The sequence below is a fragment of the uncultured Parasphingopyxis sp. genome, from assembly GCF_937129435.1.
GTDB lineage: Bacteria > Pseudomonadota > Alphaproteobacteria > Sphingomonadales > Sphingomonadaceae > Parasphingopyxis.
Genome location: NZ_CAKZNF010000081.1, coordinates 21900 through 44176, shown reverse-complemented (window position 1 = coordinate 44176; position 22277 = coordinate 21900). Strand labels below are relative to the sequence as shown.

Sequence of the window (22277 nt, the reverse complement as noted above, 5' to 3'; positions counted from 1 at the left end):
TGGCAGGCGGTGCCTATTCCGTGCGGGCCGCTTTCGACCCCGGCGATTGCCTGCTCCGGCTGGTTTCCATACGTGATCCATCGCCGCTGAACACGCTGGATCAATTCGGCAAATCACCACTTTGGCTGTCCCGGCACGCGCGGGGCGAGCTGTTGGACCGCTGCCGGTCAGCGACACTGGGCCTTTTGCTGCGACCCGTGCGCCCCGAAGAAGTACTCACGACCGCGTTGCGCCGATATCTGAGCGGAGAGACAGCAATCACCCGCCAAAAAAGGTTGGATCAGGTCAAATCCGTCGGTTCAATCGAGATGCGTCGACTGGCGGATGAATTTGACGCGGGTTTGTCAGACGCACGGACAGTCATTCTTGGTCCGGAGGCAGGAGTGACCACAGTCGTCTCGAGCCTCGACGGAATGGTCATCCGGCGCTAAGTGCCGCAATACCCGCACGCACAGCGTCAAAGACGGCAGGGTGGCCAAGGGAATGGCCCGCCGCCTCGATCAGGACCAGTCGCGCATCCGGCCAGACAGCCGCAAGACGCGCGGACGTGATCGGCGGGCACAGCAGGTCAAGCCGGGCCTGTACGATGACGCCGGGAATCCCGACCAGCCTGTCCGCGCCGCGCATCAGCGCACCCGGCTCCAGAAAACAATCATTCGCAAAGTAATGCGCCTCCATGAAGGCGCTGGCGGGCAGCGGGCCGTCCTTTTTTGGAGGCGCGGGCGACAGATCGGACAAAGCGCGTTCCGCGTTGCTGAAGGCGCGGGCGGGGGCTGTGTGAATTGCCGGATCGGGGTTCAATATCTTGGGCCACAGCGTCTCAAGGCTTCCATCGGCCTGCGCCATCAACGCGGCGTAAAGATCAGGCTGGAACGCCGGCAGGGCTTGGTTGAACGCCCAGTCCAGTTCAGCCGCCGTGCCCAGAAACGTCGCACGCAGCACGATCCCCGTCACCCTCTCAGAATGCGCCTGAGCGTAGGCCAGCGCCAGCGTAGCCCCCCAGGAGCCACCCACCACAAGCCAGCTCTCCACTCCAAGATGCTGCCGCACCGCTTCCAGATCACTGATCAGATGCGTGGTGGTATTGGCCCGGCGTTCGCCGTGCGGCTGGCTTCGCCCCGCACCGCGCTGATCGACAAAAACGGCGAAATGCCGATCCGGATCAAACAGCTTGTGCTGCGACGGGTTGCAGCCGCTGCCCGGTCCGCCGTGCAGATACACCGCCGGGATGCCGCCCCGGCGCCCAACGGTCTGCACCCAGATGCGATGGCCGTCCCCCACATCCAGCAGTGCGCCAGTGTCAGACATGGACGCGGTAGACGAAGGGTTCGTCGGAAGCCGGGTCATCCAGCAGCGCATCGACAGCGGCGCGGTTGGGGGATTTGCGGCAGACGGGGTCTGTGGCCGCCGGATCGCCCAGAATCGCCATCGCCTGACAGCGGCAGCCGCCAAAGTCGATGTCACGACGCTCGCAGCTTTGGCACAACTCGGGCATCCAATCGGTGCCGCGAAAGGCATTGAACGCGGGATCGTCGTACCAGATCTCGGACAGGCTGGCCTTGGTGACATTGGCAAAGCTGAGCGAGGGAATCGTCTCTGCCGCGTGACAGGGCAGAACGTCGCCTGCTGGCGTGATGTTAAGCCCCGTCGATCCCCAACCGCCCATACAGGCTTTGGGATAATCGGCGAACCAGTCGGGCGTCACGAAATCAATCACCAGTTCCCCATGCAACCGCTCGCGTTCTGCATCCACCGTGGCCTTGGCGGCGCGGACCTTGTCGTTGAAGCCCTGCAGCGAGCGCACCGAGAGCGACGCCATCATCCGATAGCGATCCTCCATCTGCTCGACCGCCCATTTGAGCGCGCGGATCGCCTTGGCCGGCTCGGTGACGACGGGCGAGAGCAGATGCGGAATATCGTCGTAGATGCTGAGCTCGAGCATCTTCGGATCGATCATGATCAGCTTACATTCCTCGGGCGTCAGCCGGTAGAGCAGCGACAGGATCATGCAATTGAGCCCCACCGACTTGCCCGAACCGGTAGTGCCGGCGACGAGCAGATGCGGCATCGGCGCGAGATCGGCGATCACGGGATCGCCGGCGATATTCTTGCCGAGGATGATCGGTAGCTTGCCCGACTGGTCCTCGAAACTCGCGCTGCCGATCATTTCGCTGAGCACGACCATCTGGCGCGAGGAGTTCGGCAGTTCGATGCCGATCACGCTGCGGCCCGGAATCACCGCGACGCGCGCGGAGATCGCGCTCATATTGCGTGCGATATCGTCGGCGAGCTGGATGACGCGGCTCGCCTTGATCCCGCTTTCCGGTTCCAGCTCGTACATGGTGACGACGGGACCGGGGCGAACCTCGACGACTTCGCCCTTCACCTTGAAATCGTCGAGCACCGATTCGAGCAGCCGCGCATTGCGCTCGAGCGCGCTGCGATCGAGCTTGGGCCCGTTGTCGTCGGGCGGCGGGTTGAGCAGCTCGATCGGCGGCAGTTCGTAATCGAGATTGAGCGAGCGCTGCTTCGGCCTGGCCTTGCCCTGTTTCGCCGATTTGGGCTCGGCGATGACGGGGCTGCGCTTGTCTTCGGGATCGGGCGGCGGCGCGACGATCTTGCGCGGCTTGGGCGCCTTCGCCGCTTCGGGCTCGGAAATCTTGACCGGCGCTCGCGCCTCGCGGCGGAAGATGAAGGCGCGCTCTTCCTCTTCGAGCGCCAGGCCCTTCCACCAGAGATAAAGCCCGCCCGCGCCGAGCAGCGGCACCAGCGTCCAGCGTGCCCAGACGCCGGCATCGCCCAGAACGCCGATCAGCGCCTCGAACAGCGATCCGCCGCCATAGCCGAGCAGACCGCCCCATCCGAGCGGCAGCCCGCGAATGCTCGCATTGGTTGCCAGCATCATTGCCGCGCCGATCAGCAGGATCGCGGCCCAAATCAGGAGCGCCGAGCGCAGCCAGCGGCCGAGCGGCGCATCGCGCCACAGCCGCAGCGCGACGACGATCACGAGCGGGATTATCAGCGCCACGAGCGGCCCGAAGACGAGCAGCAGGAATTCGGACACATAGGCGCCGAGCGGGCCGAGCCAGTTCTGCGCCGAATGACCGGCCGAGGTGAGGAAGGAGGGGTCGGACGGACGGTAGCTGACGAGCGACAGCGTCACCAGCAGCGTCCCCACCAGCATGCCGAGCGCGCCCAGCAGTGCCGACGATCGCGCCGCCGCGCGCCGCATCGCCTCTCTCCAGGCCGGCAATTGTGCCGTCATTCCCTTGCTTGCCATGCGCGCGACCCCCGCTTTGTGCGCCAAATGTTCTCTCGATTAACCCTAATGCGCGCTGGGCGGACTCCGCGTCAAGCGCGACAGCCTATCGCGCCCGGTTTTCGCGCGTTAAAGCGAGTCCTCATGACGATGAGTGGTTTAGAAGTGGCACACTTCAGAAGAATGCCGTTTGGGCTGAGCTTGTCGAAGCCCTGTCTTTCCTTTGCCTGCGGGACAGAAGAAATCGGTCCTTCGACAAGCTCAGGACAAGCGAAGTGAACAACGACGTCATCATTCTCGGCGGCGGTCTCGTCGGCCAGACGCTCGCTCTGGCGCTCGACGCGCATGGCATGACGAGCGCCGTGATCGATTGCGCGCCGGCTGAAGCCTTGCTCGACACACGCTATGACGGCCGCGTTTCGGCCGTCGCCAGCGCGAGCTGGAAGATGTTGCGCGCCATCGGGCTCGGCGATGCGCTCGACGGCAAGGGCTGCCTGATCTCCACCATTCGTGTCAGCGAGGGCCTCGAACCCGGCGGGCTCGATTTCGAACCGGCGGAGGATGAAGGGCCGCTCGGCATCATGTTCGAAAACCGGTTGATGCGCGCGACGCTGTTCGAGGCATGCCGGAAGGCCGAAAATGTGTCGCTCCATATGGGCCGCAGCGCCGAAGCCATCGATCGCGGGCCCGGCCAGGTGACGGTAACGCTGGACGATGGCAGCGAACTCACCGCGCCGCTGCTGATCGGTGCGGAGGGGCGCGGGTCGCCGACGCGCGAGGCGGCGGGGATCAAGATCGCCAACTGGCGCTACGGCCAGCATGCGATCATCGCCTGCCTGAACCACGAAAAACCGCACGGCCATATCGCCTACGAGATTTTCTATGCGGATGGTCCGTTCGCGATCCTGCCGATGAACGACGATGCGAACGGCCATCGTTCGGCGCTGGTGTGGAGCGTGCCCGAGGCACAGGGCCCCGCGATGCTGAAGCTCGGCGAGCGCGCCTTCCTCGCCGAAGCGGAAAAGCGGATGGGCGGGTTTCTCGGCAGCGTCTCGCTTGCCGCGCCGCGCGCCGCCTATCCGCTCGGCTTCCACAACGCCGCGAAGATCACCGCGCACCGGCTCGCCTTGGTCGGCGACAGCGCGCACGGCATGCACCCGATCGCCGGGCAGGGGCTGAATGTGGGCTTCCGCGATGTCGCCGCGCTGACCGAAGTGCTGGTGGAAGGCGCGCGGCTCGGCCTCGACCTCGCCGACGCCCAGCTCCTCGCGCGCTACGAACGCTGGCGCGGCCTCGACACGCTGATGACCGCCATGGCCACCGACGGCCTGACGCGGTTGTTCGGGCTACCCGGCAAACCCGCCAGCCGCCTGCGCCAGTTCGGCCTGAACGCCGTGAGCAAAATCCCGCCGCTCCAGCGCAGGTTCACGGATGAGGCGCGCGGGACGAGCGGGAAACTGCCGCTGCTGTTGCAGGGGGTGATGGTTTAGCGCGTTGCCTACCTAGCTGATGGATACCGCCCGACCACTTGATCTAACCGAGATTCCTGACAGCTTGGCTGAACGGGCCGCCATGATGGAAAGCATATTAATCGAGTCTGCGACTGGCGGGTCGAATGGCACGAAATATTACGAGTATCTGCGTCGCGAATTCATGCGAAGTGAGAACACGCGACACCTCCTTCCAGATTTCGTTCGGACCCACCGAACTCTCGGGGCATTCTGGCCCTATATCCGTGATGCAGCCGGTTCATATGCAGATCGCAGAATGATCATAACTAACGCGTTCACACCGCTGATCGACTACCTCGAGGGCCGCGACCTAGCACCAATGGACTCGGTAGCGTCAGATTCCTTGCGCTCTTTTGACAGCGAGGGTGTTCATGAAGTTTGGGAAAAAGCACTTTCGCGGCGGAAAACGGACCCGGAGGGCGCGATAACCATCGCGCGAACTCTCTTGGAAACAGTGCTGAAAAGAATTCTTGATGAGACTGGCACGGAACACTCCGACACCGCAGACTTGCCTAAGCTCTATAGAATGGCAGCTGAGGAACTAAATCTATCGCCAACACAGCACTCAGCCGAAGCTATCAAAATGATTCTGGGCGGCGCAACTACTGTAGTGAATGGATTGGGCACGCTGCGCAATCGGCTGTCTGATTCTCACGGGCGATCTGAAAAAATCCCCGTGCGACCAGCCGAACGTCATGCAAAACTTGCCGTAAACATGGCCGGTACGATGGCCTCGTTCTTAGTGGAAACGCATTTAGATCGTCAGAAGAGCTAGGGGCCGATCAATCTACTGCAACGTCGCCCGATCGTCCCCGCCGCTCTGCTGGTGCATGCGGAAGAATTGCATGAACTGGATCAGCAGTTCGGCGCGATCGGCGATGGTGGGGGCTTCGAGCAGTGCCTGTTTCGCGGCGATGTCGAAGGGGGAGACCTGGGCGCACAGGTTGACGAAGCTTTCATCGTCCAGCCCGTCGATCCCGTCCCAGTCGACGGCATAGCCGAGCGCGTTCGCGAACTTCTTCGCCTCATCGGTCAGCCCGCCGCGCATCGCGATGGCGAGCGGTTCGGGGTCGAAATCGTCGTCCGCGAACTCGGTCAGGTCGGCATCGATCTGGCGGAAGCTGGTGCCGGCATCGCGCTCGCTGATCATCCGGAATCGCGTCAGCCCGTCGAGCACGATGTTGAACCGCCCGTCGTCGAGCGCCTCGACATCGGCGATCCGCCCGACACAGCCGATATCGAACAGCGGCGGGCGATCATTCTCGCCACCGCCTTCGCCGCGCGGCTGGATCATCGCGATCCGCCGGTCGCGCGCCATCGCATCCTTGACCAGCGCCCGGTAGCGCATCTCGAAGATATGCAGCGGCAGCTGCGCGCGCGGAAACAGGATCGCCCCCGCGAGCGGGAAAATCGAGAGGCGGGTCATACAATCCTCCCCGGTACGGGGAGGGGGACCATGCGCAGCATGGTGGAGGGGCGCCCGCCACAAGTGCTGATCCAGGAGGCGGGTGCCCCTCCGTCAGCGCTTCGCGCTGCCACCTCCCCGTTCCGGGGAGGAATTAGGGCGCGCTCCGCTATCACCCGAACAGGATCGCCGACAGCCGGCGGCGTTGCTGCGAGACCCACGGATCTTCCAGGCCGACGACCTCGAACAGCTTCAACAGCCGCTCGCGCGCCGCGCCGTCATTCCATTCGCGATCGGCCTCGATGATGTGGAACAGATTATCGGCGGCGGCATCGCGGTCGCCCTTGGCGATCTGCGCATTGGCGAGCTCCAGCCGCGCCTCGTGATCGTCGGGGTTCGCCGAGACCTTTTCTTCGAGCGGGCCGATGTCTTCGTCCGCCGCGCCGCTGCCGGCGAGGTCGAGCGCGGCCTGGGCGCGGACGATATCGGGATCGCTCTGCATATCCTCGGGCACCTGGCCCAGCATCTGCCGCGCCTCGTCGATCTTGCCCATCGCGATCAGCGTGCGGGCGAAACCGGAAATGACCTTCGTGTCGGTCGGCGCCATTTCGAGCACCTGGCTGAAAATGCCGAGCGCACGTTCATGGTCGCCATCCGCCAGCACATTCTCGGCCATCTCGACATATTGCGCGATCTCGGCGCTGTTGTCGGGCTTGCCGCCATCATCGGCGCCGGGCTCGACCGGCAGCTGCTGCAGGATCTGGTCGAGCGCCTGTTTCAACTGGCCTTCGGAGCGCGCACTGCCGAGATCGGCGACCGGCTGCCCCTGGAACATCGCATAGACGGCCGGGATCGACTGGACCTGGAATTGCGCGGCGATGAACTTCTGCTCGTCGACGTTCACTTTCTTGAGCACCACGCCCTTGTCGGCATAATCGGCCGCGACCTTTTCGAGCACGGGCGCGAGCTGCTTGCACGGCCCGCACCATTCGGCCCAGAAATCGAGGATGACGAGCTTCGTCATCGACGGTTCGACGACGTCGGTGCGGAACTGCTCGACCTCGGCCTTCTGGTCTTCGGTGAGGTTCAACTGTGTTGCCATGGGGGGATTGCTCCTGCTCGCGTTCGGCTTTGCGCCTATATGGGGGAAGCGCGGCGGGAACCCAAGGGGTAGGGGGAGGAGTCAATGGTCAAACTCGACCTAGCGGTCGAGCGCGGCACCGGCCCGCACCCCCACCCGACCTCCCACGAGAGTATTCTGAATGGGAGGTCGGGTGGGGGTGCGGGCCGGTGCCGCGCTTTGGCGATAGCCAAAGTCTGACAAAATCCGCGCTATCTTCCCATCAACAGCAGCAACAGCACGCAGATCACGACCGCGACCGCCTGCATCGCGATACGGCCCTGCATCGCCTTGTTCTGCCGGTGGCCCGACATGTTGGGCCCGTCGCCCATCAGATCCTGTTCGGTCGTCTTCAGGAACTGGACGATCCCGCGGATCAGGAAGAAAACGGTCGCGCCCATGGCGGCGATGAGAAAGATGATGAGGATCGTCTGCATGGGGCCAATGTAAGCCGAATCCGCGAAAATGCCATCGGCAAGACGATGATTTTGCCGATCAGCGGGATCGAAGCGCTGCATCGGGGACCTGCGGCCCCTCGCGCAATGCCGCAACGATCGCCGCCGGGTCCGCGCCCGCTTCGCGCAATGTCCGCAGCGAACGCGCATCGTCGCGCTTGGCCAGCCGCTTGCCCGCATCGTCGGTGACCAGTTCATGGTGCCAGTATCGCGGTTCGGGAAGGCCGAGCAGCTCCTGCAGCAACCGTTGGAGATCGGTCGCGGCGACAAGGTCGTTGCCGCGAACGACATCGGTCACGCCTTGCGCTGCATCGTCGACGACCACGGCGAGATTATAGGAGGCGGGCGCATCCTTGCGGGTCAGCACGATATCGCCATGGTCTTCCGGACGGGCTTTCACCCGGCCCAGCTCGCGATCCGTCCATTGCAGCGGGCCCACCAACTTCGCCGCACGCTCGATATCGAGCCGCCACGCAAAGGCCTCGTCCGCCATCCGTGCTTCGCGCTCGGCCGGCGCGACCGCTCGGCAGGTGCCCGGATAAACGGGGCCGTCGATACCATGCGGCGCCGATGCGCTGGCGCGGATTTCGGCGGCAATCTCCTTGCGCGTGCAGAAACAGGGATAGACGAGATCGCGCGCCCGCAATTGCGCCAAGGCCGCATCATAGGCCTCGAACCGTGCGGATTGCCGCATCGGCTCGCCGTCCCATTCCAGCCCGAGCCAGCGCAGATCCCCCTCGATCGCGGCGTAATATTCCTCGCGGACGCGGCCCTGGTCGATATCCTCGAATCGCAACAGAAACCGCCCGCCTGCCGCGCGCGCGGCGTCATGCGCGCACAATGCCGAATAGGCATGGCCGAGATGCAGATACCCCGTCGGGCTCGGCGCGAACCGTGTCGCGAAGGACTCACTCATCCGCAGATTCGCGCATTGCGGACTTGACCGGGACTTGGCGCTTTGCTTGTCATCATGGCGTCACGTTAACCTGTCTATGGGCGTGGCGACAGGAGGAGGCTCGGAAAACCGGCTTCTTCCGTCCTGAGTGCGACAGGCCGGGGGTGTCTGGTTTTGCGGGGTTTTTCCGCGAAGCTGGAGGCGTTGTCGGTTCATGTACCACCCGGATCTCATCCGCCATCCCGATAGTTGCCCGGCGCTGGTGCTCAACGCCGATTACACGCCTTTGTCCTATTATCCGCTCAGCCTGTGGCCTTGGCAGACCGCGATCAAGGCGTTTTTCCTTGATCGCGTCAATGTGATCGAGAATTACGAGCGCGAGGTGCATTCGGCCTCGCTGACGATGAAGATCCCGAGCGTGATTGCGCTCAAGCAATATGTGCGGCCGAGCCAATATCCGGCCTTCACCCGTTTCAATCTGTTCCTGCGCGACCGGTTCGTCTGCCAATATTGCGGTTCGCCCGACGAGCTGACCTTCGATCATGTCGTGCCGCGGCGGCTGGGCGGCAAGACGAGCTGGGACAATGTCGCCACCGCCTGCGCGCCGTGCAATCTGAAGAAAGGCGGGCGGACGCCGAAACAGGCGCATATGACGCTCACCGTCGCCCCGCACCGGCCGACGACATGGCAGCTGCAACAGCACGGCAAACGCTTCCCGCCCAACTATCTGCACGAAAGCTGGCACGACTGGCTCTATTGGGACATCGAGCTGGAGGCTTAGGTTTGTCAGACTTTGGCTAACGCCAAAACGACTTCCTCGCTCACTCCGCCATCTTGATGTGAACCGAAAGGCCGGGGCCCGGATCGATGGGCGCCGTGTCCGTCTCGATCCGCTTGGCATCGGCGCGCGCGCGGTGCGCGATCGCCTCCGGCACGCCCGGTGCGAGATAGACCCGGTCCGCACGGCCCAGCAGCAAGGTTTCGCCGATGGAGAGGTCGTCGGGATCGCCGGATCGCAGAACAATCGTCTCGAACTGGTCGCCGGTGCGCGGCGGGGCACTCTCCTGGCCGGCAAGCCAGCGATCGACGTCTTCGGCGCTCCGGGGCAGCAGCGGATCGAGCGGCCCGTGTTCGTCGAAGGCGGCGTCGATGGCGTGGCGGCGCGCTTCGGCGTCCGGCCAGCGCGCGCGAAGGTCGCCGCGCAATTCGCGCATACGCGTGGCGACGGCGCCGATGCCCGCCGGAATCAGCCGCTCGGCGCGCTGACGCAAGGCTTTGGCAAGCCCGGCCGACGCGCCCCCCGTTCCGATCGCGACGAGGACCGGATCACGATCGAGGATCGCCGGCATCGTGAAATCGCAATGATCGGGCCGATCGACCGCGTTGACGAGAGTGCCGCGCGTCTTCAGCCGGTCGATTGCCGCCAGTGCATCCGCCTCGTCGTCGATCGCGACGATGGCAAGCCGCGCTTCTTCGTCGGCCTCGTCGACCGGAATCCCGCCCGCGCGCTCGACGAGAACGCGCTTGGCGTCCGCCGCATCGCCGGCGCCCAGCACGATGACCGGGCGGCCCCTGATTTTCAGAAAGGCGGGAAGGCTGTGCATTGCGTGACCATAGCAGCCGGGCGTGGCCTGCTAAAGCGTTTCGATAAAGGCGCGGACCTCGGGTTCGAGCTCCGGATTGTCGAGCGCGAGCGCGATATTGGCGTTGATGAAGCCCGATTTGCTGCCGCAATCGAATCGCCGCCCGTCGAAAGTATAGGCGTGGAAGGGCTGCTTGCCGATCATCTGCGCCATGGCATCGGTCAGCTGGATCTCGTTCCCCGCGCCGCGGCCCTGGTCTTTCAGGATGCCCATGACTTCGGGCTGGAGGATATAGCGGCCGGGGATCATCAGGTTGGATGGCGCCGTGCCGGGGACGGGCTTTTCGACCAGCCCCTTCACCTCGGTAATCGGCCCGTCGGCCGCGCCGGGATCGATGATCCCGTAGGCACTCGTCTGATCCTCGGGCACTTCGAGGCCGCAGACGATATTGCCGCCGAGCCGGCCATAGGCATCGACCATCTGCTTCATGCAACCGGGGGTGCCGACCATCAGCTCGTCGGGAAGGAAGATCGCGAAGGGCTCGTCGCCGACAATATGCCGCGCGCACCAGACGGCATGGCCGAGGCCGATCGGCTCCTGCTGCCGCACGAAGGAGACATTGCCGGGTGCAAAACGCGAGCCATCGAGGATCGACAGATCCTTGTCGCGATCCGCCATCGTCGTTTCGAGCTCGTACGCAATATCGAAATGGTCCTCGATCGCGCCCTTGCCGCGGCTCGTGACGAAGATCATTTCCTCGATCCCCGCCTCGCGCGCCTCGTCGACCGCGTACTGGATCAGCGGCTTGTCGACGACCGGAAGCATTTCCTTGGGGACGGCTTTGGTCGCGGGCAGGAAGCGCGTGCCGAGCCCTCCGACGGGAAAGACGGCCTTGCGAACGGGTTTCATGGGGAAGCTCCTGAAAGGGTTATTGTTTGTCAGACTCGACCTTTCGGTCGCGGCGCTTTGGCGTTAGCCAAAGTCTGACAAAAGAAAAACCGGGTTTACGAGCTCACGCCAGAAAATCGGGCATGGGCTCCGCCTCGATCAGCGCTTCGGCCTTCACGCGTTCGGCGACGACGGCGAAACGGTCGCCATCAACCATCACTTCGGGCACGAGCGGGCGGCTGTTGTACGTGCTCGCCATCGTCGCGCCATAGGCGCCGGCGGTGCGGAAGACGGCAAGATCGCCGGCCTTCACGGCATCGATCTCGCGGTCCATCGCAAAGGTGTCGCCGCTCTCGCAGACCGGGCCGGCGATATTGGCGACCATCTTCTCGCCGGTCGGATGCACGGCGTCGAAATCGTGATAGGCATCGTACATCGCCGGCCGCGCGAGATCGTTCATGGCCGCATCGACGATCACATAGGGCCGCACGATACCGGGCTTCACCCAAATGACCTCGGTCAGCAGCACGCCCGCATTGCCTGCGATCACGCGGCCGGGTTCGAACATCAGCGTGACGCCCCAGTCCTTCGTCACCCGCTTCACCATCGCCCCGTAATCGGCTGGCGACGGCGGCACCTTGTCGCGCTCGTACGGCACGCCAAGGCCGCCACCGAGATCGATCCGGTCGATCACATGGCCCGCCTTGCGCAGATCCATAGCCAGCGCGCCGACCTTGGCATAGGCGCGTTCGATCGGATCCAGATCGAAGATCTGGCTACCGATATGGAGCGCGAGGCCCCGCATGTTCAGCCCCTTGAGCGCATCGAGGCGCGCGAGAATATCCCCGGCAAGATCAATCGGGACGCCGAACTTGTTTTCGCTGAGGCCGGTCGAGATCTTGGCATGGGTGCCGGCATCGACATCGGGATTGACGCGCAGCACGGCGGTGGCCGTCTTGCCCTTGGCCGCCGCGATTTCGGCAAGCGCGGCGCCCTCTTCCTCAAGCTCGATATTGAACTGGCCGATTCCCGCGTCGAGCGCGTGGGCAAGGTCGTCCCGGGTCTTGCCGACGCCCGAATAGACGATGTCCTTTGCAGCAACGCCCGCCGCGAGCGCCCGCTTCATCTCGCCGACCGACACGATATCCGCGCCGAAGCCCTGCCGCGCCAGCACGCGCAGCACGGAAAGGTTCGGATTGGCCTTGATGGCGAAGGCGATATGCACGTCGCCCAGATCGGCCAACGCCTCCTTGAACACGCGCGCATGCCGCTCCAGCGTTGCGCGCGAATAGACATAGACCGGCGTGCCGACCTGCTCGGCGATCGTCGCGAGCGGAACGTCTTCGGCGAACATGGCGCCGCCGCGAAGCGCGAAATGGTCCATCGCTCAGCCCGGCGGCGGCAGGTCGAAGGGATCGTCCTGGCGTTCCTCGGAGCGGCGTAGGATCTCGTCGACGCGTTCGGGGCGCTGTTGCGGCGTCGGCGTCAGCAGGTCGTCGGTCGTCGGCTCGGCGCGGGCCATCGCCGGCGCGACGGGCATGCCTTCGCCCGGTGCCGGGCGCAGCGCCTCGCGCCCGCCGCATCCGGCGAGCGTGACGGTGATCAGCAGGGCGGCGATCGCTTTGCGCATTATTCCTCGTCCAGCGCCTTGCGCGCTTCCTCGACGCGAGCCCGTACCTGATCGGGCGCGGTTCCGCCATAGCTCGACCGGCTGGCGACCGAGGCATCGACCGTCAGCACGTCGTAGACGCCCTCGCCGATCCGCGAATCGATGGCCTGCAGCTCGCCGAGCGACAGCCCGTCGAGCCCGCATCCCTTCGCCTCGGCGGCTTTCACCGCCGCGCCGACGATATGGTGCGCCTCGCGGAACGGCACGTCGCCCTCGCGAACCAGCCAGTCGGCGAGATCGGTCGCGGTGGCAAAGCCCGATTCGGCGAGCGCGCGCATCCGGTCGGTGCGAAAGGTCAGCGTTTCGACCATCCCCGTCATCGCCGCGATCGACAGCCCGAGCAGGTCATGCGTCTCGAACACCGGCGGCTTGTCGTCCTGCGTGTCCTTGGCATAGGCGAGCGGCAGCCCCTTCATCACGCCGAGCAGCGCGACGAGGCACCCCGAAATCCGCGCCGCATGGCCGCGCACGAGTTCGGCGGCATCGGGGTTGCGCTTCTGCGGCATGATCGAGCTGCCGGTCGAATAGTCGTCGGGTAGCGTCACGAAACCATAGGGCTGGCTCGCCCAGATCACGATTTCCTCGGCCAGCCGCGACAAATGCATCGCGGTGACGCTGGCGGCGTAGAGATAATCGAGCGCGAAATCGCGGTCCGACACCGAATCGAGCGAATTGGCGGTCGGCCGGTCGAAGCCCAGCGCCGCAGCCGTCGCCTCGCGGTCGAGCGCGAACCCCGTCCCCGCCAGCGCCGCGGAGCCGAGCGGCGATTCGTTGAGCCGGCCCCGCGCATCGGCGAAGCGGCTGCGGTCGCGCTTCGCCATTTCGTAATAGGCCATCAGATGATGCCCCAGCGTCACCGGCTGCGCCGACTGGAGATGCGTGAAGCCCGGCATCACGGCATCGGCATGTTCGCCCGCCCGCTTCACCAGCGCCCACTGCAACGCTGCCAGCCCCGCATCCATCGCGTCTATCGCGTCGCGCACCCAGAGCCGGAAGTCGGTCGCGACCTGGTCGTTGCGCGACCGCGCCGTGTGCAGCCGCCCGGCGACCGGGCCGATCAGCTCGGTCAGCCGCGATTCGACATGCATGTGAATGTCTTCGAGGTCGAGATTCTCCGGGACGCCGTCCGCCTCATATTCCGCAGCGACTCGGTCGAGCCCCTCGGAAATCGCCTTCGCGTCATCGCTCGACACGATCCCTTGCGCGCCGAGCATCGCGACATGAGACTTGCTCGCGGCGATGTCCTGCCGCCACAGCCGCTTGTCGAAGGGGATCGAGGCATTTATCTCGCGCATCACCGCGGCCGGGCCTTCGGCGAAGCGCCCGCCCCACATCGAGTTGGAGTTTTCCGTGCGATCAGTGATGGCCCTGGCCCTTGTTCCGATGCTTCTCGTCGCGGCTTGCGATAGGCAAAGCGGCGAAGCGCCGCAAGCGCGCGAGGGCAGCGCGCCGCAGATCGCCGCGCCTGCCGGCACGCCCGGCGGCACGAGCGAGCGCAGCTATGCGGGCTCCGAAGTCCTCGGCCGGATCAACACCGATTATCGCGGCATGGCGGCGCCCGAATTCGCCTTTCGCGATCCCGATGGCAACGAGATGCGGATATCGGACTATGCCGGGCGGCCGGTGCTCGTGAATGTCTGGGCGACCTGGTGCGCGCCGTGCATCGCCGAAATGCCGACGCTGGACCTGCTAGCCGAGCGCGAGGGCGATGCGCTCAAGGTGCTGACGATCAGTCAGGATCTGCAGGGCGCCGACGCCGTTGCGCCCTTCATGGCCGAATATGATTTCGCGCATCTCGAACCCTGGCTCGACCCGCAGAACAGCTACATGGCCGATCTGGAGGCGGAAACGCTGCCGATCACCATCCTCTACGATGTCGACGGCGCCGAGCTGTTCCGGGTGTTCGGCGGCATGGACTGGTCGGGCGAACGGGCGCGGGGGCTGATCGCGGAAGCGCTGGGCGGCTAACATTCCTTCCCGGCACGGGGAGGTGGCAGCGCGAAGCGCTGGCGGAGGGGGCTATCATCTTCGTTCCGCGTGTGGAGAGCCCCCTCCACCATGCTTCGCATGGTCCCCCTCCCCGCACCGGGGAGGAATTCAGCGCCGCATCACTGTCAACGGCAAACCACCTTCGGGCCTGAGCGTCACCATCCCCGTCGGCATCACGCTGCGATCCGGCAGCGCCTCGAACCGCCATCCGGTTAGCCATGTCGCGAGGATCGCCAGCGCTTCGGTGATCGAGAAGCGCGCGCCGACACAGGTGCGCGGGCCGCCGCCGAAGGGGATGTACTCGAAGCGGTCGATCGCCTTGCCGCGCGCGCCGAGAAAGCGCGTCGGGTCGAACCGGTCCGGCTCGTCCCACAGCGCACGATGGCGGTGCAGCACCCAGGGCCAGATCGAGATGATATCGCCGGTGGCGACGTCATACTCGCCGAGCCTGTCCTCCCCCGCCGCCTGCCGGTCGAAGCGCGGGACGGAGGGATAGAGGCGCAGCGTTTCGTCGAGCGTTGCGCGCAGCAGCGGCAGTTTCGCCGAAAGGTCGCCGTCGAGCGCGGTGCCGCGCGCCTCTTCGGCCAGCATCGCCTGCCAGTCGGGCTGTTCGGACAGCAGATAGAGCGCCCAGGTCAGAAGGTTGGCCGTCGTCTCATGCCCGGCAACGTAGAAGGTTGCCGCATTGTCCACGGCCAGTGCCAGCGCTTCACCCGGTTCGTAGCGCTCGCGCAACTCGCCGATCACGCCGCCGATAAAGTCGTCGCCGCCATCAGGCCCGCGCGCGCGGACCAGATCGGCGAGCGTGTGGCGCAGGAAGCGCTGCGCCCGCCTTCCCCGCCGGATCTTGCCGTTCCATGCCAGGGTCGGCAGGCCGAGCACGGCGGAGAGCCGCACGGCACCCGCGGCGACCAGTGCATCCTCGATGGCGGCGCGTGCCTCGGGCGTCTTGAGCGAGGGGTCACCGCCAAACAGCGCGTCCGCGATGATCGCCATCGTCGTACCGGTCGCGACCGATGACATGTCGATGGTCTCGCCCGCCCGCCACTGCGCCGCCGTATCGCGCGCCGCAGCGGTAAACTGATCGATCCGCGCATCGACGGCGGGCGGGGTGAAGCTTGCCGCGACGATCTTGCGCTGGTCGCGCCACAGCGTGCCGTCGCTGCTGAGCAGGCCTTTTCCGATCAGCGGCGCGAGCAATTTTTTGACGATATCAGGCTTGGGATAGTTGGACTGGTTGTCGAGCAGCACGCGTTTGAGCGAGGCCGGTTCGAACGGCATCTGCACCGTCCAGCCGAGGAGCCGCCGCTTGATATGCGGCTCGACGAAAGCGCGCTCCGACCAGCCCGACACTGCGCTTTTCGCCCGCTCGCCGATGAACCCGCTCCAGAACGGTCCGCGTTTTTCCGGGCGCGGCGGATGGGCGGGGACGAAAGGTGGTTGGGCCTGTGCGGGGCGGCTCATCAGGTTTCCCTATTCCGTTAGGGCTGAGCCTGTCGAAGCCCGGTTCTCGATCTGCGATACGCCCTTCGACAAGCTCGGGGCTAACGGTATCGTAGGAGCGTAGGGTGCGCCCATGTCAGGCCCAACCATTATCCGCGCAGCAGCTCGTTCACGCTCGTCTTGGCGCGCGTCTTTTCATCGACCCGCTTGACGATGACCGCGCAGTAAAGGCCCGGACCCGGCGATCCGTCGACCAGCTCCTTGCCGGGCATCGTGCCGGGAACGACGACCGAATAGGCGGGGACGCGGCCGGTGAATGTCTCGCCGGTGAAACGGTCGACGATCTTGGTCGATGCGGTGATGAAGACGCCCATGCCGAGCACCGCGCCCTCGCCGACGATCACGCCCTCAACGACCTCGGAACGCGCGCCGATGAAGCAATTGTCCTCGATGATCGTGGGATTCGCCTGCAGCGGTTCGAGCACGCCGCCGATCCCGGCGCCGGCCGAGATGTGGCAATTGGCGCCGACCTGCGCGCAGCTGCCGACCGAGGCCCAGGTGTCGACCATCGTCCCCTCGCCGACATGGGCGCCGATATTGACGAAGCTCGGCATCAGCACGGCGCTCTTCGCGACATGCGCGCCCTTGCGCACGATCGATCCGGGCACGGCGCGGAAACCGGCGGCGCGGAATTCCTCTTCGCCCCAATCGGCGAACTTGCTCGGCACCTTGTCCCACCAATGGCCGCCGCCGTTCGAACCTTCGATCAGCTGCATATCGTTGAGGCGGAAGGAGAGCAGCACGGCCTTTTTCAGCCATTGATGCACCTGCCAGACTGCGCCTTCGCGCGTCGCCACGCGCGCCTCGCCGGTATCGAGCAAGGCAAGCGCGGCCTCGACGGCGTCGCGGACTTCGCCCGTCGTATCGGGGTCGATCGTCTCGCGCTTCTCCCAGCCGCGTTCGATCGCCCGTTCCAGTGCCGCGTGGTTCATGCCGCCTCCGTCAATTGCTGCAGCCACGGCGTCACCGCGGCGATTTCATAGTCGATATAGCCCGCGTCCGCCTCGTGCGAACCCCTTTCCGAGCCGTTATTGACCCAGACCGTGGTCATGCCGATCGCTTTTGCCGGCTTCAGGTTGCGCGCCATATCCTCGACGAACAGCGCGCGTTCCGGATCGACGTCGAGCGCCGCGCACATCCCGGCATAGCTGACAGGATTGGGCTTGGGCGCATAGCCGCAGGCATGGATGTCATGGATCGCCTCGAAACTCTGTCCCAGCCCCAGCTGCGCGAGAACGCGGCTCGCATAAGCCGCATCGCCATTGGTGAAGACGAGCTTGCGCCCCGGTAGCGCGCCGATTGCGGTAACGAGTTCGCGATCCTCTTCGAGCACTTCGAGGTCGATGTCATGGACATAGTCGAGAAATTCGTTCGGTTCGACGCCATGCGCCTCCATCAGGCCGGACAATGTCGTGCCGTGCGAGTGGAAATATTGTTTCTGGATCCGCCGCGCCTCGACCCGGTCGACCGACAGCAGCTCGGCGATGAACGAGCCCATTTTCTCGTCGATCTGATCGAACAGTCGCGCGCCGGGCGGATACAGCGTATTGTCGAGATCGAAGATCCAGTGATCGATATGGGAAAGCGCCGGGACCATGGTCGCCGAGCCTGTTAGGCGCGCGGCGCGGCGAAGGCAAAGCGGTTAAGCACCGCGTAAGGCATTGCAGGCATAACCACAGGACCAATCGAGTGATTTTGCGAGTTCAAACATGATCGCGACCCGCACGCGCCTCCTGCTGGCGAGCAGCCTCCCCTTGTGCATGGCTCTGTCCGCCTGTGGTGGCGGGGGCGGAGGTGGCGGCGGGATCGCATCGGCGCCGCCGCCACCCGTGGTCCCGACACCGCCCGCGCCGCCACCCCCGGCTCCGCCGCCTCCACCTCCTCCGAGCGCAGGCTTCGACACCGCCGAATTCCGTCGCTCCGAAGGCATCGCTCATGCCAATGCGGTCACCGCCTATGAGAATGGCGCGACCGGTGCCGGTGTCACGGCGGCCGTGATCGACAGCGGTCTGGCCACCTCGATCGCAGAGTTCAACGGGCGCGTCAGCCCCGCGTCGCGGGACGTGGCGGGAAATCGCGGAATCGGCGATGTCGGCGGCCATGGCACGTCGGTCACCGCCGTGCTCGCCGCGGCGCGCAATGACGCGAATATCGTCGGCATGGCGTTCGACGCGACGATCCTGACGCTGCGTACGGACGAGCCGGGGACCTGCGAAAGCGAGGATGGCTGCTCGCACCTGACAAGCGATATCGCCGCCGCGATCGACATCGCGGTGCAGAATGATGCGCGCGTCATCAATATCTCACTCGGCGGTGGCGGAGCGGCCACGCCCGGCATGCGCGCGGCCGTCGGACGCGCGGCGCGGGCCGGCGTGGTCATCGTGATTTCGGCCGGCAATGAGGGCGATACGCCGGACGGCGCCAACCCCGACCTTCTGGCGCAGGTCGCCTTGACGAACGAAGCGAACGGCCATGTCATCATTGCCGGGTCGGTGGGCAATGGCGATGCGATTAGCGAATTTTCCAACCGCGCCGGCGTCGGGCAATCCGTATATCTCGCCGCGTTGGGAGAGCGCGTCCGCAGCTTCGATCAGAACGCGCAGACATTTCTCTATTCGGGAACCTCCTATTCGACGCCGCAAATTGCGGGCGCGGTGGCGTTGCTGGCCCAGGCCTTTCCGAACCTCAGCGGCCGCGAGATCGTCCAGCTTCTCTTCACGAGCGCGCGCGACGGCGGCGCGGCGGGGGATGACGCGATTTACGGTCAGGGCATCCTCGACCTGCGCGCGGCATTCAGCCCGCAGGGCGGAGCCAGCGTCGCGGGATCGGCGGGGGCGATCAGCCTGACCGGCAACGGCACGCTCTCCGAGCCGATGGGCGATGCCGCGCAGACGGGCATGGGCGCGATCATCCTCGACGGCTTCGACCGCGCCTTCGCCGTCGATCTCGCGCAAACGGTGCGCCGCGCGCCGTCGCAGCGGCATCTCGTCCACGCGCTGGGCTCGCGCGGTACCGCCCAGGCGGTCACCTCGGCAGGGCGCGACGCGATGATAGCCGTTTCGATCGATGCCGGCGCTGGCCCGGCCGAAGTCGCCCGGCTGTCGCTGCGCGGCGAGGATGCCGAGCGGGCGCGTGTCGCGGCCGGAATTGCCGCCGCGCGGATCGATCCCGACACGACCATCGCCTTCGGTTTTTCGCAAGGCGGCGATGCGGTCGGCGCGCAACTTTCGGGCCGTGTGCGCCCCGCTTTTCTCGTCGCCGATAGCGCCTATGGAGCGCGCGGCTTTGCGGGGCGTACCGATACCAGCTTCGCGCTGCGACACAGGATCGGCGATACGGGCGTGACGGTGTTCGGGGAGCAGGGCGATGCCTACAGCCTTGCCGATGCGTATCGCACCGCCTTCGACGATCCCTATCGCCGCAGCCGCTATTCGCTCGCGGGGATCGCTGCCGATCGCGCGTTCGGCGGCGTCCGGCTGGACGCGGCGTTCAGCTACGCAAGCGAGGAGGAGAGCGTCCTCGGCGCCCGTTTCGCCAACGGCTTCGGCAATCCGGGCAGCCGATCGGTCTTCGCCGATTTCGGTGCGCGCTACAATGCCGGCAACGGCTGGTCTTTCGCCGCCGATGCGCGCCATGGGTGGACGCTGGCCGATGCGACGACGGGCCTGATCGATGGCGGCACGATCCGCAGCTATGCGTTCTCCGCCGATGCGAGCAAATATGGCGTGTTCGGCGATGACGACCGGCTGTCCTTCCGCCTCGCCCAGCCGCTGCGCGTCTATGGCGGCGGTCTCGATCTGACGCTCCCGACCTCCTACGACTATGCGACGCTGACGCCGGGCTATTCCGAAACGCGGTTCAACCTCGCGCCGGATGGCCGGGAAATCGATGCCGAGGCCGCCTATGGCCGCGCGCTCTGGGGCGGCTGGCTGTCGGCCAATCTCTTCTACCGCCGCGATCCGGGGCATATCGACGCCCTGCCCGACGATTATGGCGCCGCGATGCGGTATACGCTGGGATTTTGAGAGCGGCGGACCTCCGTCAGGAAGTTTCTGACAAACTCCACCCTATCCGAGCGGCGCCAAGAGGATCACGCGCAGGTCGCGCTCCGGCCGAAAATTCTCGCGCACCATTTCGAACTGCGTCGGCGCGATCCTTCTCAGCCCGCTGCCGCAGAAGCTGACGATCGCATCGGTCGAACCCTTGTCCACGACGAGCCGGAACCGGCCGATGGGCGAGCGCCAGTTCGCCCCGGTCGTCAGCACATAGCCGAAGGTCGATTCGCTGAGCCCGCCATATTCGGACCGGCCGAGCATGTTCCGCGCGCCGGCGAGGAAATCCTCGTCCATGCAATATTCGGCGATCATTTCCCGGCCCCATTCGGATTCGCGAAAACCCGAATAGGCGAGCGCGGATCCGGCCGTTCCGCCGACGCTGGGGGCGTAGCGATGGGCGATCCGCAGCTCTTCCCCGGCGGGGAAGGTCTGTTCCCAATAATAGCTTTGCCGCACCGTCCATATCGGCCGGACGTAGCGATGCGAGGTGCCGTTATCCTCCCAGCGACTCACATCGATCACACCCTCCGCCTCCAGCGCGGCGGCATCTGCGGCGCTCATCCCATCGAGCGAGGCATTGTACGCGTTCCAGTCCTCGCCCGGCATCAGTACGATGTTCCGCGCCGTCAATAGATCGGTGACGTCACGATCACCGACAAAGGCGCGGGTTTCGACCGACATCGGCACGGACTCGCCCTCGACGCGGGTTTCGAAATCATGGGGGTAGGACCAGTCGCCGTCATAGGAGAGATCGAGTTCGGGCAGCGGAAACGCGACGATCGTCGTGACGTCATGATCCGACGCATTGCGGAAGATATAGTTCACGCGAATCTCGTCGGCCGAGAGGTACAAATCCTCTTCGAGCATATCGATATGTTCGCTCTGCCGCAGGACGAGGCCGCCGGCGGTCAGCTCGGCGGTGCTGTCATTGGCGTATGCCGGCGCCGCGCAGGCCAGCGACAGGGCGGCGATCAGGCGAAACGGCTTCATGCGGATATCCCCTCCGGACGCGACCGGAGCCGATACTGCCGCAGCGCCGCGCCCCGGTCTAGACCGTAAAGCTCTCGCCGCAGCCGCAGGTGCCGGTGGCGTTCGGGTTGTCGAAGGTGAAACCGGCGACGAAATCGTCTTCCTGCCAGTCCATCGTCGACCCGATCAGATAGAGCACCGAGGCGGCGTCGACATAGAAATCACCGCCCGGCGTTTCGATCTTCTCGTCCATCGGATCGGCTTCGGAAATATATTCGACCGAATAGGCGAGGCCCGAACAGCCGCGCTGCGGCGTCGACAGCTTGAGGCCGACCGTGCCTTCCGGTGCGTCTCCGAGCAGCTTTTCGATCCGCGCATTGGCGGCATCGGTGAGATTCAGTGCGGCGGGTATCGCGCGGGTTTTGACGTCTGTCATCACAGCATCCCCAGTTCGAGACGGGCTTCATCGGTCATTTTTTCCGGGCTCCACGGCGGGTCCCAGACGAGATTGACCTCGGCATGGCCAACGCCGGGCACGGCGCCGACGCGCAATTCGACTTCGCCGGGCATCGACTCGGCGACCGGGCAATGCGGCGTCGTCAGCGTCATCGTGACGATCGCTTCCTTGTCGGCGGTCACCTCGACACCGTAGATCAGGCCGAGATCGTAGATGTTCACCGGGATTTCAGGGTCGTAGATTTCCTTGATCGCGGCGACCACGGCGCCTTCGAGATCGTCCGCCTCTTCCGCGTCGGGATCGGGCTTCGGCTGCTGCGCCAAAAAGCCTTCGAGATAGTCCTTCTTGCGCGCCAGTTCCTCGCGCGGATCGCGTTCTTCCAGATCCTGCGCCTCGAAGGGCGAAGGCGCGACAACCGGTTCGCTGGTGTCGGCGTCTTCGACTCTGGCCCGGGCGGGCTTGTCGACGCTGTCGACCTCTTGTGTTTCGATCTTGCGGGGTTCGTCGTCCATCATTCCC

The 22277-nt window shown here is 65.3% G+C and carries 23 protein-coding genes; 6 read left to right on the top strand and 17 right to left on the bottom strand.

The window, feature by feature from the left end:
• On the top strand, nt 1-431 hold a 431-nt coding region (locus Q0139_RS12885), incomplete at its 5' end, for a hypothetical protein (protein ID WP_298022650.1).
• Here the strand turns inward: Q0139_RS12885 and Q0139_RS12880 are convergent.
• Nucleotides 418-1308: an alpha/beta fold hydrolase gene (locus Q0139_RS12880; RefSeq protein ID WP_298022647.1), complete on the bottom strand. Its 891-nt coding sequence runs from the start codon at nt 1306-1308 to the stop codon at nt 418-420. The two genes, Q0139_RS12885 and Q0139_RS12880, sit on opposite strands and share 14 nt — an antisense overlap.
• Nucleotides 1301-3280: a DNA translocase FtsK 4TM domain-containing protein gene (locus Q0139_RS12875; protein ID WP_298022644.1), complete on the bottom strand. Its 1980-nt coding sequence runs from the start codon at nt 3278-3280 to the stop codon at nt 1301-1303. The genes Q0139_RS12880 and Q0139_RS12875 overlap by 8 nt, the downstream gene beginning before the upstream one ends.
• Before the next feature lie 254 nt (nt 3281-3534).
• Between Q0139_RS12875 and Q0139_RS12870 the strand changes: the two genes are divergently transcribed.
• Both Q0139_RS12870 and Q0139_RS12865 read left to right on the top strand, forming a co-directional pair.
• On the top strand, nt 3535-4749 hold the full coding sequence (locus Q0139_RS12870; protein WP_298022642.1) for a UbiH/UbiF/VisC/COQ6 family ubiquinone biosynthesis hydroxylase: 1215 nt from the start codon (nt 3535-3537) through the stop codon (nt 4747-4749).
• A 19-nt stretch (nt 4750-4768) separates the two neighbouring features.
• Nucleotides 4769-5545 carry an abortive infection family protein gene (locus Q0139_RS12865; RefSeq protein WP_298022639.1) on the top strand — a complete coding sequence of 259 codons (777 nt, stop codon included), beginning with the start codon at nt 4769-4771 and terminating at the stop codon, nt 5543-5545.
• 12 nt (nt 5546-5557) lie between these two features.
• Here Q0139_RS12865 and Q0139_RS12860 read toward each other — a convergent pair whose 3' ends face one another.
• From Q0139_RS12860 to gluQRS, 4 genes are all read right to left on the bottom strand, one after another.
• Nucleotides 5558-6196: an LON peptidase substrate-binding domain-containing protein gene (locus Q0139_RS12860; protein ID WP_298022636.1), complete on the bottom strand. Its 639-nt coding sequence runs from the start codon at nt 6194-6196 to the stop codon at nt 5558-5560.
• Nucleotides 6197-6347: 151 nt separating this feature from the next.
• Complete coding sequence (locus Q0139_RS12855) at nt 6348-7277, bottom strand: tetratricopeptide repeat protein (protein WP_298022633.1); 930 nt, start codon at nt 7275-7277, stop codon at nt 6348-6350.
• Nucleotides 7278-7507: 230 nt separating this feature from the next.
• A complete protein-coding gene (locus Q0139_RS12850; RefSeq protein WP_298022629.1) occupies nt 7508-7732 on the bottom strand; it encodes a twin transmembrane helix small protein in 225 nt (74 codons plus the stop codon).
• A 58-nt stretch (nt 7733-7790) separates the two neighbouring features.
• The gene (gene gluQRS / locus Q0139_RS12845; protein WP_298022625.1) at nt 7791-8666 is read right to left on the bottom strand and encodes a tRNA glutamyl-Q(34) synthetase GluQRS; all 876 of its coding nucleotides are present in this window, start codon (nt 8664-8666) and stop codon (nt 7791-7793) included.
• 193 nt (nt 8667-8859) lie between these two features.
• Between gluQRS and Q0139_RS12840 the strand changes: the two genes are divergently transcribed.
• Nucleotides 8860-9426 carry an HNH endonuclease gene (locus Q0139_RS12840; RefSeq protein WP_298022622.1) on the top strand — a complete coding sequence of 189 codons (567 nt, stop codon included), beginning with the start codon at nt 8860-8862 and terminating at the stop codon, nt 9424-9426.
• A 40-nt stretch (nt 9427-9466) separates the two neighbouring features.
• Here the strand turns inward: Q0139_RS12840 and Q0139_RS12835 are convergent, their stop codons facing one another.
• The 5 genes from Q0139_RS12835 to argH all read right to left on the bottom strand — a co-directional run bounded on the left by Q0139_RS12835 (nt 9467) and on the right by argH (nt 14119).
• A complete protein-coding gene (locus Q0139_RS12835) occupies nt 9467-10249 on the bottom strand; it encodes an NAD(P)-dependent oxidoreductase (protein ID WP_298022619.1) in 783 nt (260 codons plus the stop codon).
• A gap of 30 nt (nt 10250-10279) precedes the next feature.
• Nucleotides 10280-11137, bottom strand: coding sequence for a UTP--glucose-1-phosphate uridylyltransferase GalU (galU, locus tag Q0139_RS12830; RefSeq protein WP_298022616.1), 858 nt, complete (start codon nt 11135-11137; stop codon nt 10280-10282).
• A gap of 103 nt (nt 11138-11240) precedes the next feature.
• On the bottom strand, nt 11241-12500 hold the full coding sequence (gene lysA / locus Q0139_RS12825) for a diaminopimelate decarboxylase (RefSeq protein WP_298022613.1): 1260 nt from the start codon (nt 12498-12500) through the stop codon (nt 11241-11243).
• Between the two features lie 3 nt (nt 12501-12503).
• Nucleotides 12504-12746: a hypothetical protein gene (locus tag Q0139_RS12820; protein WP_298022610.1), complete on the bottom strand. Its 243-nt coding sequence runs from the start codon at nt 12744-12746 to the stop codon at nt 12504-12506.
• Nucleotides 12746-14119 carry an argininosuccinate lyase gene (gene argH, locus Q0139_RS12815; protein WP_298022607.1) on the bottom strand — a complete coding sequence of 458 codons (1374 nt, stop codon included), beginning with the start codon at nt 14117-14119 and terminating at the stop codon, nt 12746-12748. Before argH ends, Q0139_RS12820 begins: the two co-directional genes overlap by 1 nt.
• Before the next feature lie 28 nt (nt 14120-14147).
• Between argH and Q0139_RS12810 the strand changes: the two genes are divergently transcribed.
• Complete coding sequence (locus Q0139_RS12810) at nt 14148-14753, top strand: TlpA disulfide reductase family protein (protein WP_298022604.1); 606 nt, start codon at nt 14148-14150, stop codon at nt 14751-14753.
• A gap of 129 nt (nt 14754-14882) precedes the next feature.
• On the opposite strand, the gene Q0139_RS12805 is transcribed toward Q0139_RS12810, so the two are convergent.
• The 3 genes from Q0139_RS12805 to Q0139_RS12795 form a co-directional block, all read right to left on the bottom strand.
• The gene (locus Q0139_RS12805) at nt 14883-16238 is read right to left on the bottom strand and encodes a cytochrome P450 (RefSeq protein WP_298022601.1); all 1356 of its coding nucleotides are present in this window, start codon (nt 16236-16238) and stop codon (nt 14883-14885) included.
• A gap of 128 nt (nt 16239-16366) precedes the next feature.
• The gene (gene dapD, locus Q0139_RS12800) at nt 16367-17209 is read right to left on the bottom strand and encodes a 2,3,4,5-tetrahydropyridine-2,6-dicarboxylate N-succinyltransferase (protein ID WP_298022598.1); all 843 of its coding nucleotides are present in this window, start codon (nt 17207-17209) and stop codon (nt 16367-16369) included.
• Nucleotides 17206-17874, bottom strand: a complete 669-nt coding sequence (locus Q0139_RS12795; protein ID WP_298022595.1) for a pyrimidine 5'-nucleotidase — start codon at nt 17872-17874, stop codon at nt 17206-17208. The genes dapD and Q0139_RS12795 overlap by 4 nt, the downstream gene beginning before the upstream one ends.
• A 112-nt stretch (nt 17875-17986) precedes the next feature.
• Here Q0139_RS12795 and Q0139_RS12790 point away from each other — a divergent pair, with 112 nt between their 5' ends.
• Entirely contained in the window at nt 17987-20302 is a 2316-nt protein-coding gene (locus Q0139_RS12790) for a S8 family peptidase (RefSeq protein ID WP_298022592.1), read from the top strand.
• Between the two features lie 42 nt (nt 20303-20344).
• On the opposite strand, the gene Q0139_RS12785 is transcribed toward Q0139_RS12790, so the two are convergent.
• Genes Q0139_RS12785 through Q0139_RS12775 form a run of 3 tightly spaced genes read right to left on the bottom strand, consistent with a single transcriptional unit; the run spans nt 20345 to nt 22270 of the window.
• The gene (locus Q0139_RS12785) at nt 20345-21322 is read right to left on the bottom strand and encodes a DUF4424 family protein (protein ID WP_298022590.1); all 978 of its coding nucleotides are present in this window, start codon (nt 21320-21322) and stop codon (nt 20345-20347) included.
• Nucleotides 21323-21380: 58 nt separating this feature from the next.
• The gene (locus Q0139_RS12780; RefSeq protein ID WP_298022588.1) at nt 21381-21737 is read right to left on the bottom strand and encodes an iron-sulfur cluster assembly accessory protein; all 357 of its coding nucleotides are present in this window, start codon (nt 21735-21737) and stop codon (nt 21381-21383) included.
• Entirely contained in the window at nt 21737-22270 is a 534-nt protein-coding gene (locus Q0139_RS12775) for an SUF system Fe-S cluster assembly protein (RefSeq protein WP_298022586.1), read from the bottom strand. The genes Q0139_RS12780 and Q0139_RS12775 overlap by 1 nt, the downstream gene beginning before the upstream one ends.
• Nucleotides 22271-22277: the final 7 nt, after the last annotated feature.

Bases quoted from the DNA above. Each gene is read 5' to 3' on its own strand.
- gluQRS (WP_298022625.1), bottom strand. From the start codon at position 8,666: ATGAGTGAGTCCTTCGCGACACGGTTCGCGCCGAGCCCGACGGGGTAT.
- Q0139_RS12785 (WP_298022590.1), bottom strand. From the start codon at position 21,322: ATGAAGCCGTTTCGCCTGATCGCCGCCCTGTCGCTGGCCTGCGCGGCG.
- Q0139_RS12865 (WP_298022639.1), top strand. From the start codon at position 4,769: ATGGATACCGCCCGACCACTTGATCTAACCGAGATTCCTGACAGCTTG.
- Q0139_RS12795 (WP_298022595.1), bottom strand. From the start codon at position 17,874: ATGGTCCCGGCGCTTTCCCATATCGATCACTGGATCTTCGATCTCGAC.
- argH (WP_298022607.1), bottom strand. From the start codon at position 14,119: ATGTGGGGCGGGCGCTTCGCCGAAGGCCCGGCCGCGGTGATGCGCGAG.
- galU (WP_298022616.1), bottom strand. From the start codon at position 11,137: ATGAAACCCGTTCGCAAGGCCGTCTTTCCCGTCGGAGGGCTCGGCACG.
- Q0139_RS12860 (WP_298022636.1), bottom strand. From the start codon at position 6,196: ATGACCCGCCTCTCGATTTTCCCGCTCGCGGGGGCGATCCTGTTTCCG.
- Q0139_RS12875 (WP_298022644.1), bottom strand. From the start codon at position 3,280: ATGGCAAGCAAGGGAATGACGGCACAATTGCCGGCCTGGAGAGAGGCG.
- Q0139_RS12840 (WP_298022622.1), top strand. From the start codon at position 8,860: ATGTACCACCCGGATCTCATCCGCCATCCCGATAGTTGCCCGGCGCTG.
- Q0139_RS12805 (WP_298022601.1), bottom strand. From the start codon at position 16,238: ATGAGCCGCCCCGCACAGGCCCAACCACCTTTCGTCCCCGCCCATCCG.
- Q0139_RS12820 (WP_298022610.1), bottom strand. From the start codon at position 12,746: ATGCGCAAAGCGATCGCCGCCCTGCTGATCACCGTCACGCTCGCCGGA.
- Q0139_RS12775 (WP_298022586.1), bottom strand. From the start codon at position 22,270: ATGGACGACGAACCCCGCAAGATCGAAACACAAGAGGTCGACAGCGTC.
- Q0139_RS12855 (WP_298022633.1), bottom strand. From the start codon at position 7,277: ATGGCAACACAGTTGAACCTCACCGAAGACCAGAAGGCCGAGGTCGAG.
- Q0139_RS12880 (WP_298022647.1), bottom strand. From the start codon at position 1,308: ATGTCTGACACTGGCGCACTGCTGGATGTGGGGGACGGCCATCGCATC.
- Q0139_RS12850 (WP_298022629.1), bottom strand. From the start codon at position 7,732: ATGCAGACGATCCTCATCATCTTTCTCATCGCCGCCATGGGCGCGACC.
- dapD (WP_298022598.1), bottom strand. From the start codon at position 17,209: ATGAACCACGCGGCACTGGAACGGGCGATCGAACGCGGCTGGGAGAAG.
- Q0139_RS12790 (WP_298022592.1), top strand. From the start codon at position 17,987: ATGATCGCGACCCGCACGCGCCTCCTGCTGGCGAGCAGCCTCCCCTTG.
- Q0139_RS12780 (WP_298022588.1), bottom strand. From the start codon at position 21,737: ATGACAGACGTCAAAACCCGCGCGATACCCGCCGCACTGAATCTCACC.
- Q0139_RS12835 (WP_298022619.1), bottom strand. From the start codon at position 10,249: ATGCACAGCCTTCCCGCCTTTCTGAAAATCAGGGGCCGCCCGGTCATC.
- lysA (WP_298022613.1), bottom strand. From the start codon at position 12,500: ATGGACCATTTCGCGCTTCGCGGCGGCGCCATGTTCGCCGAAGACGTT.
- Q0139_RS12810 (WP_298022604.1), top strand. From the start codon at position 14,148: ATGGCCCTGGCCCTTGTTCCGATGCTTCTCGTCGCGGCTTGCGATAGG.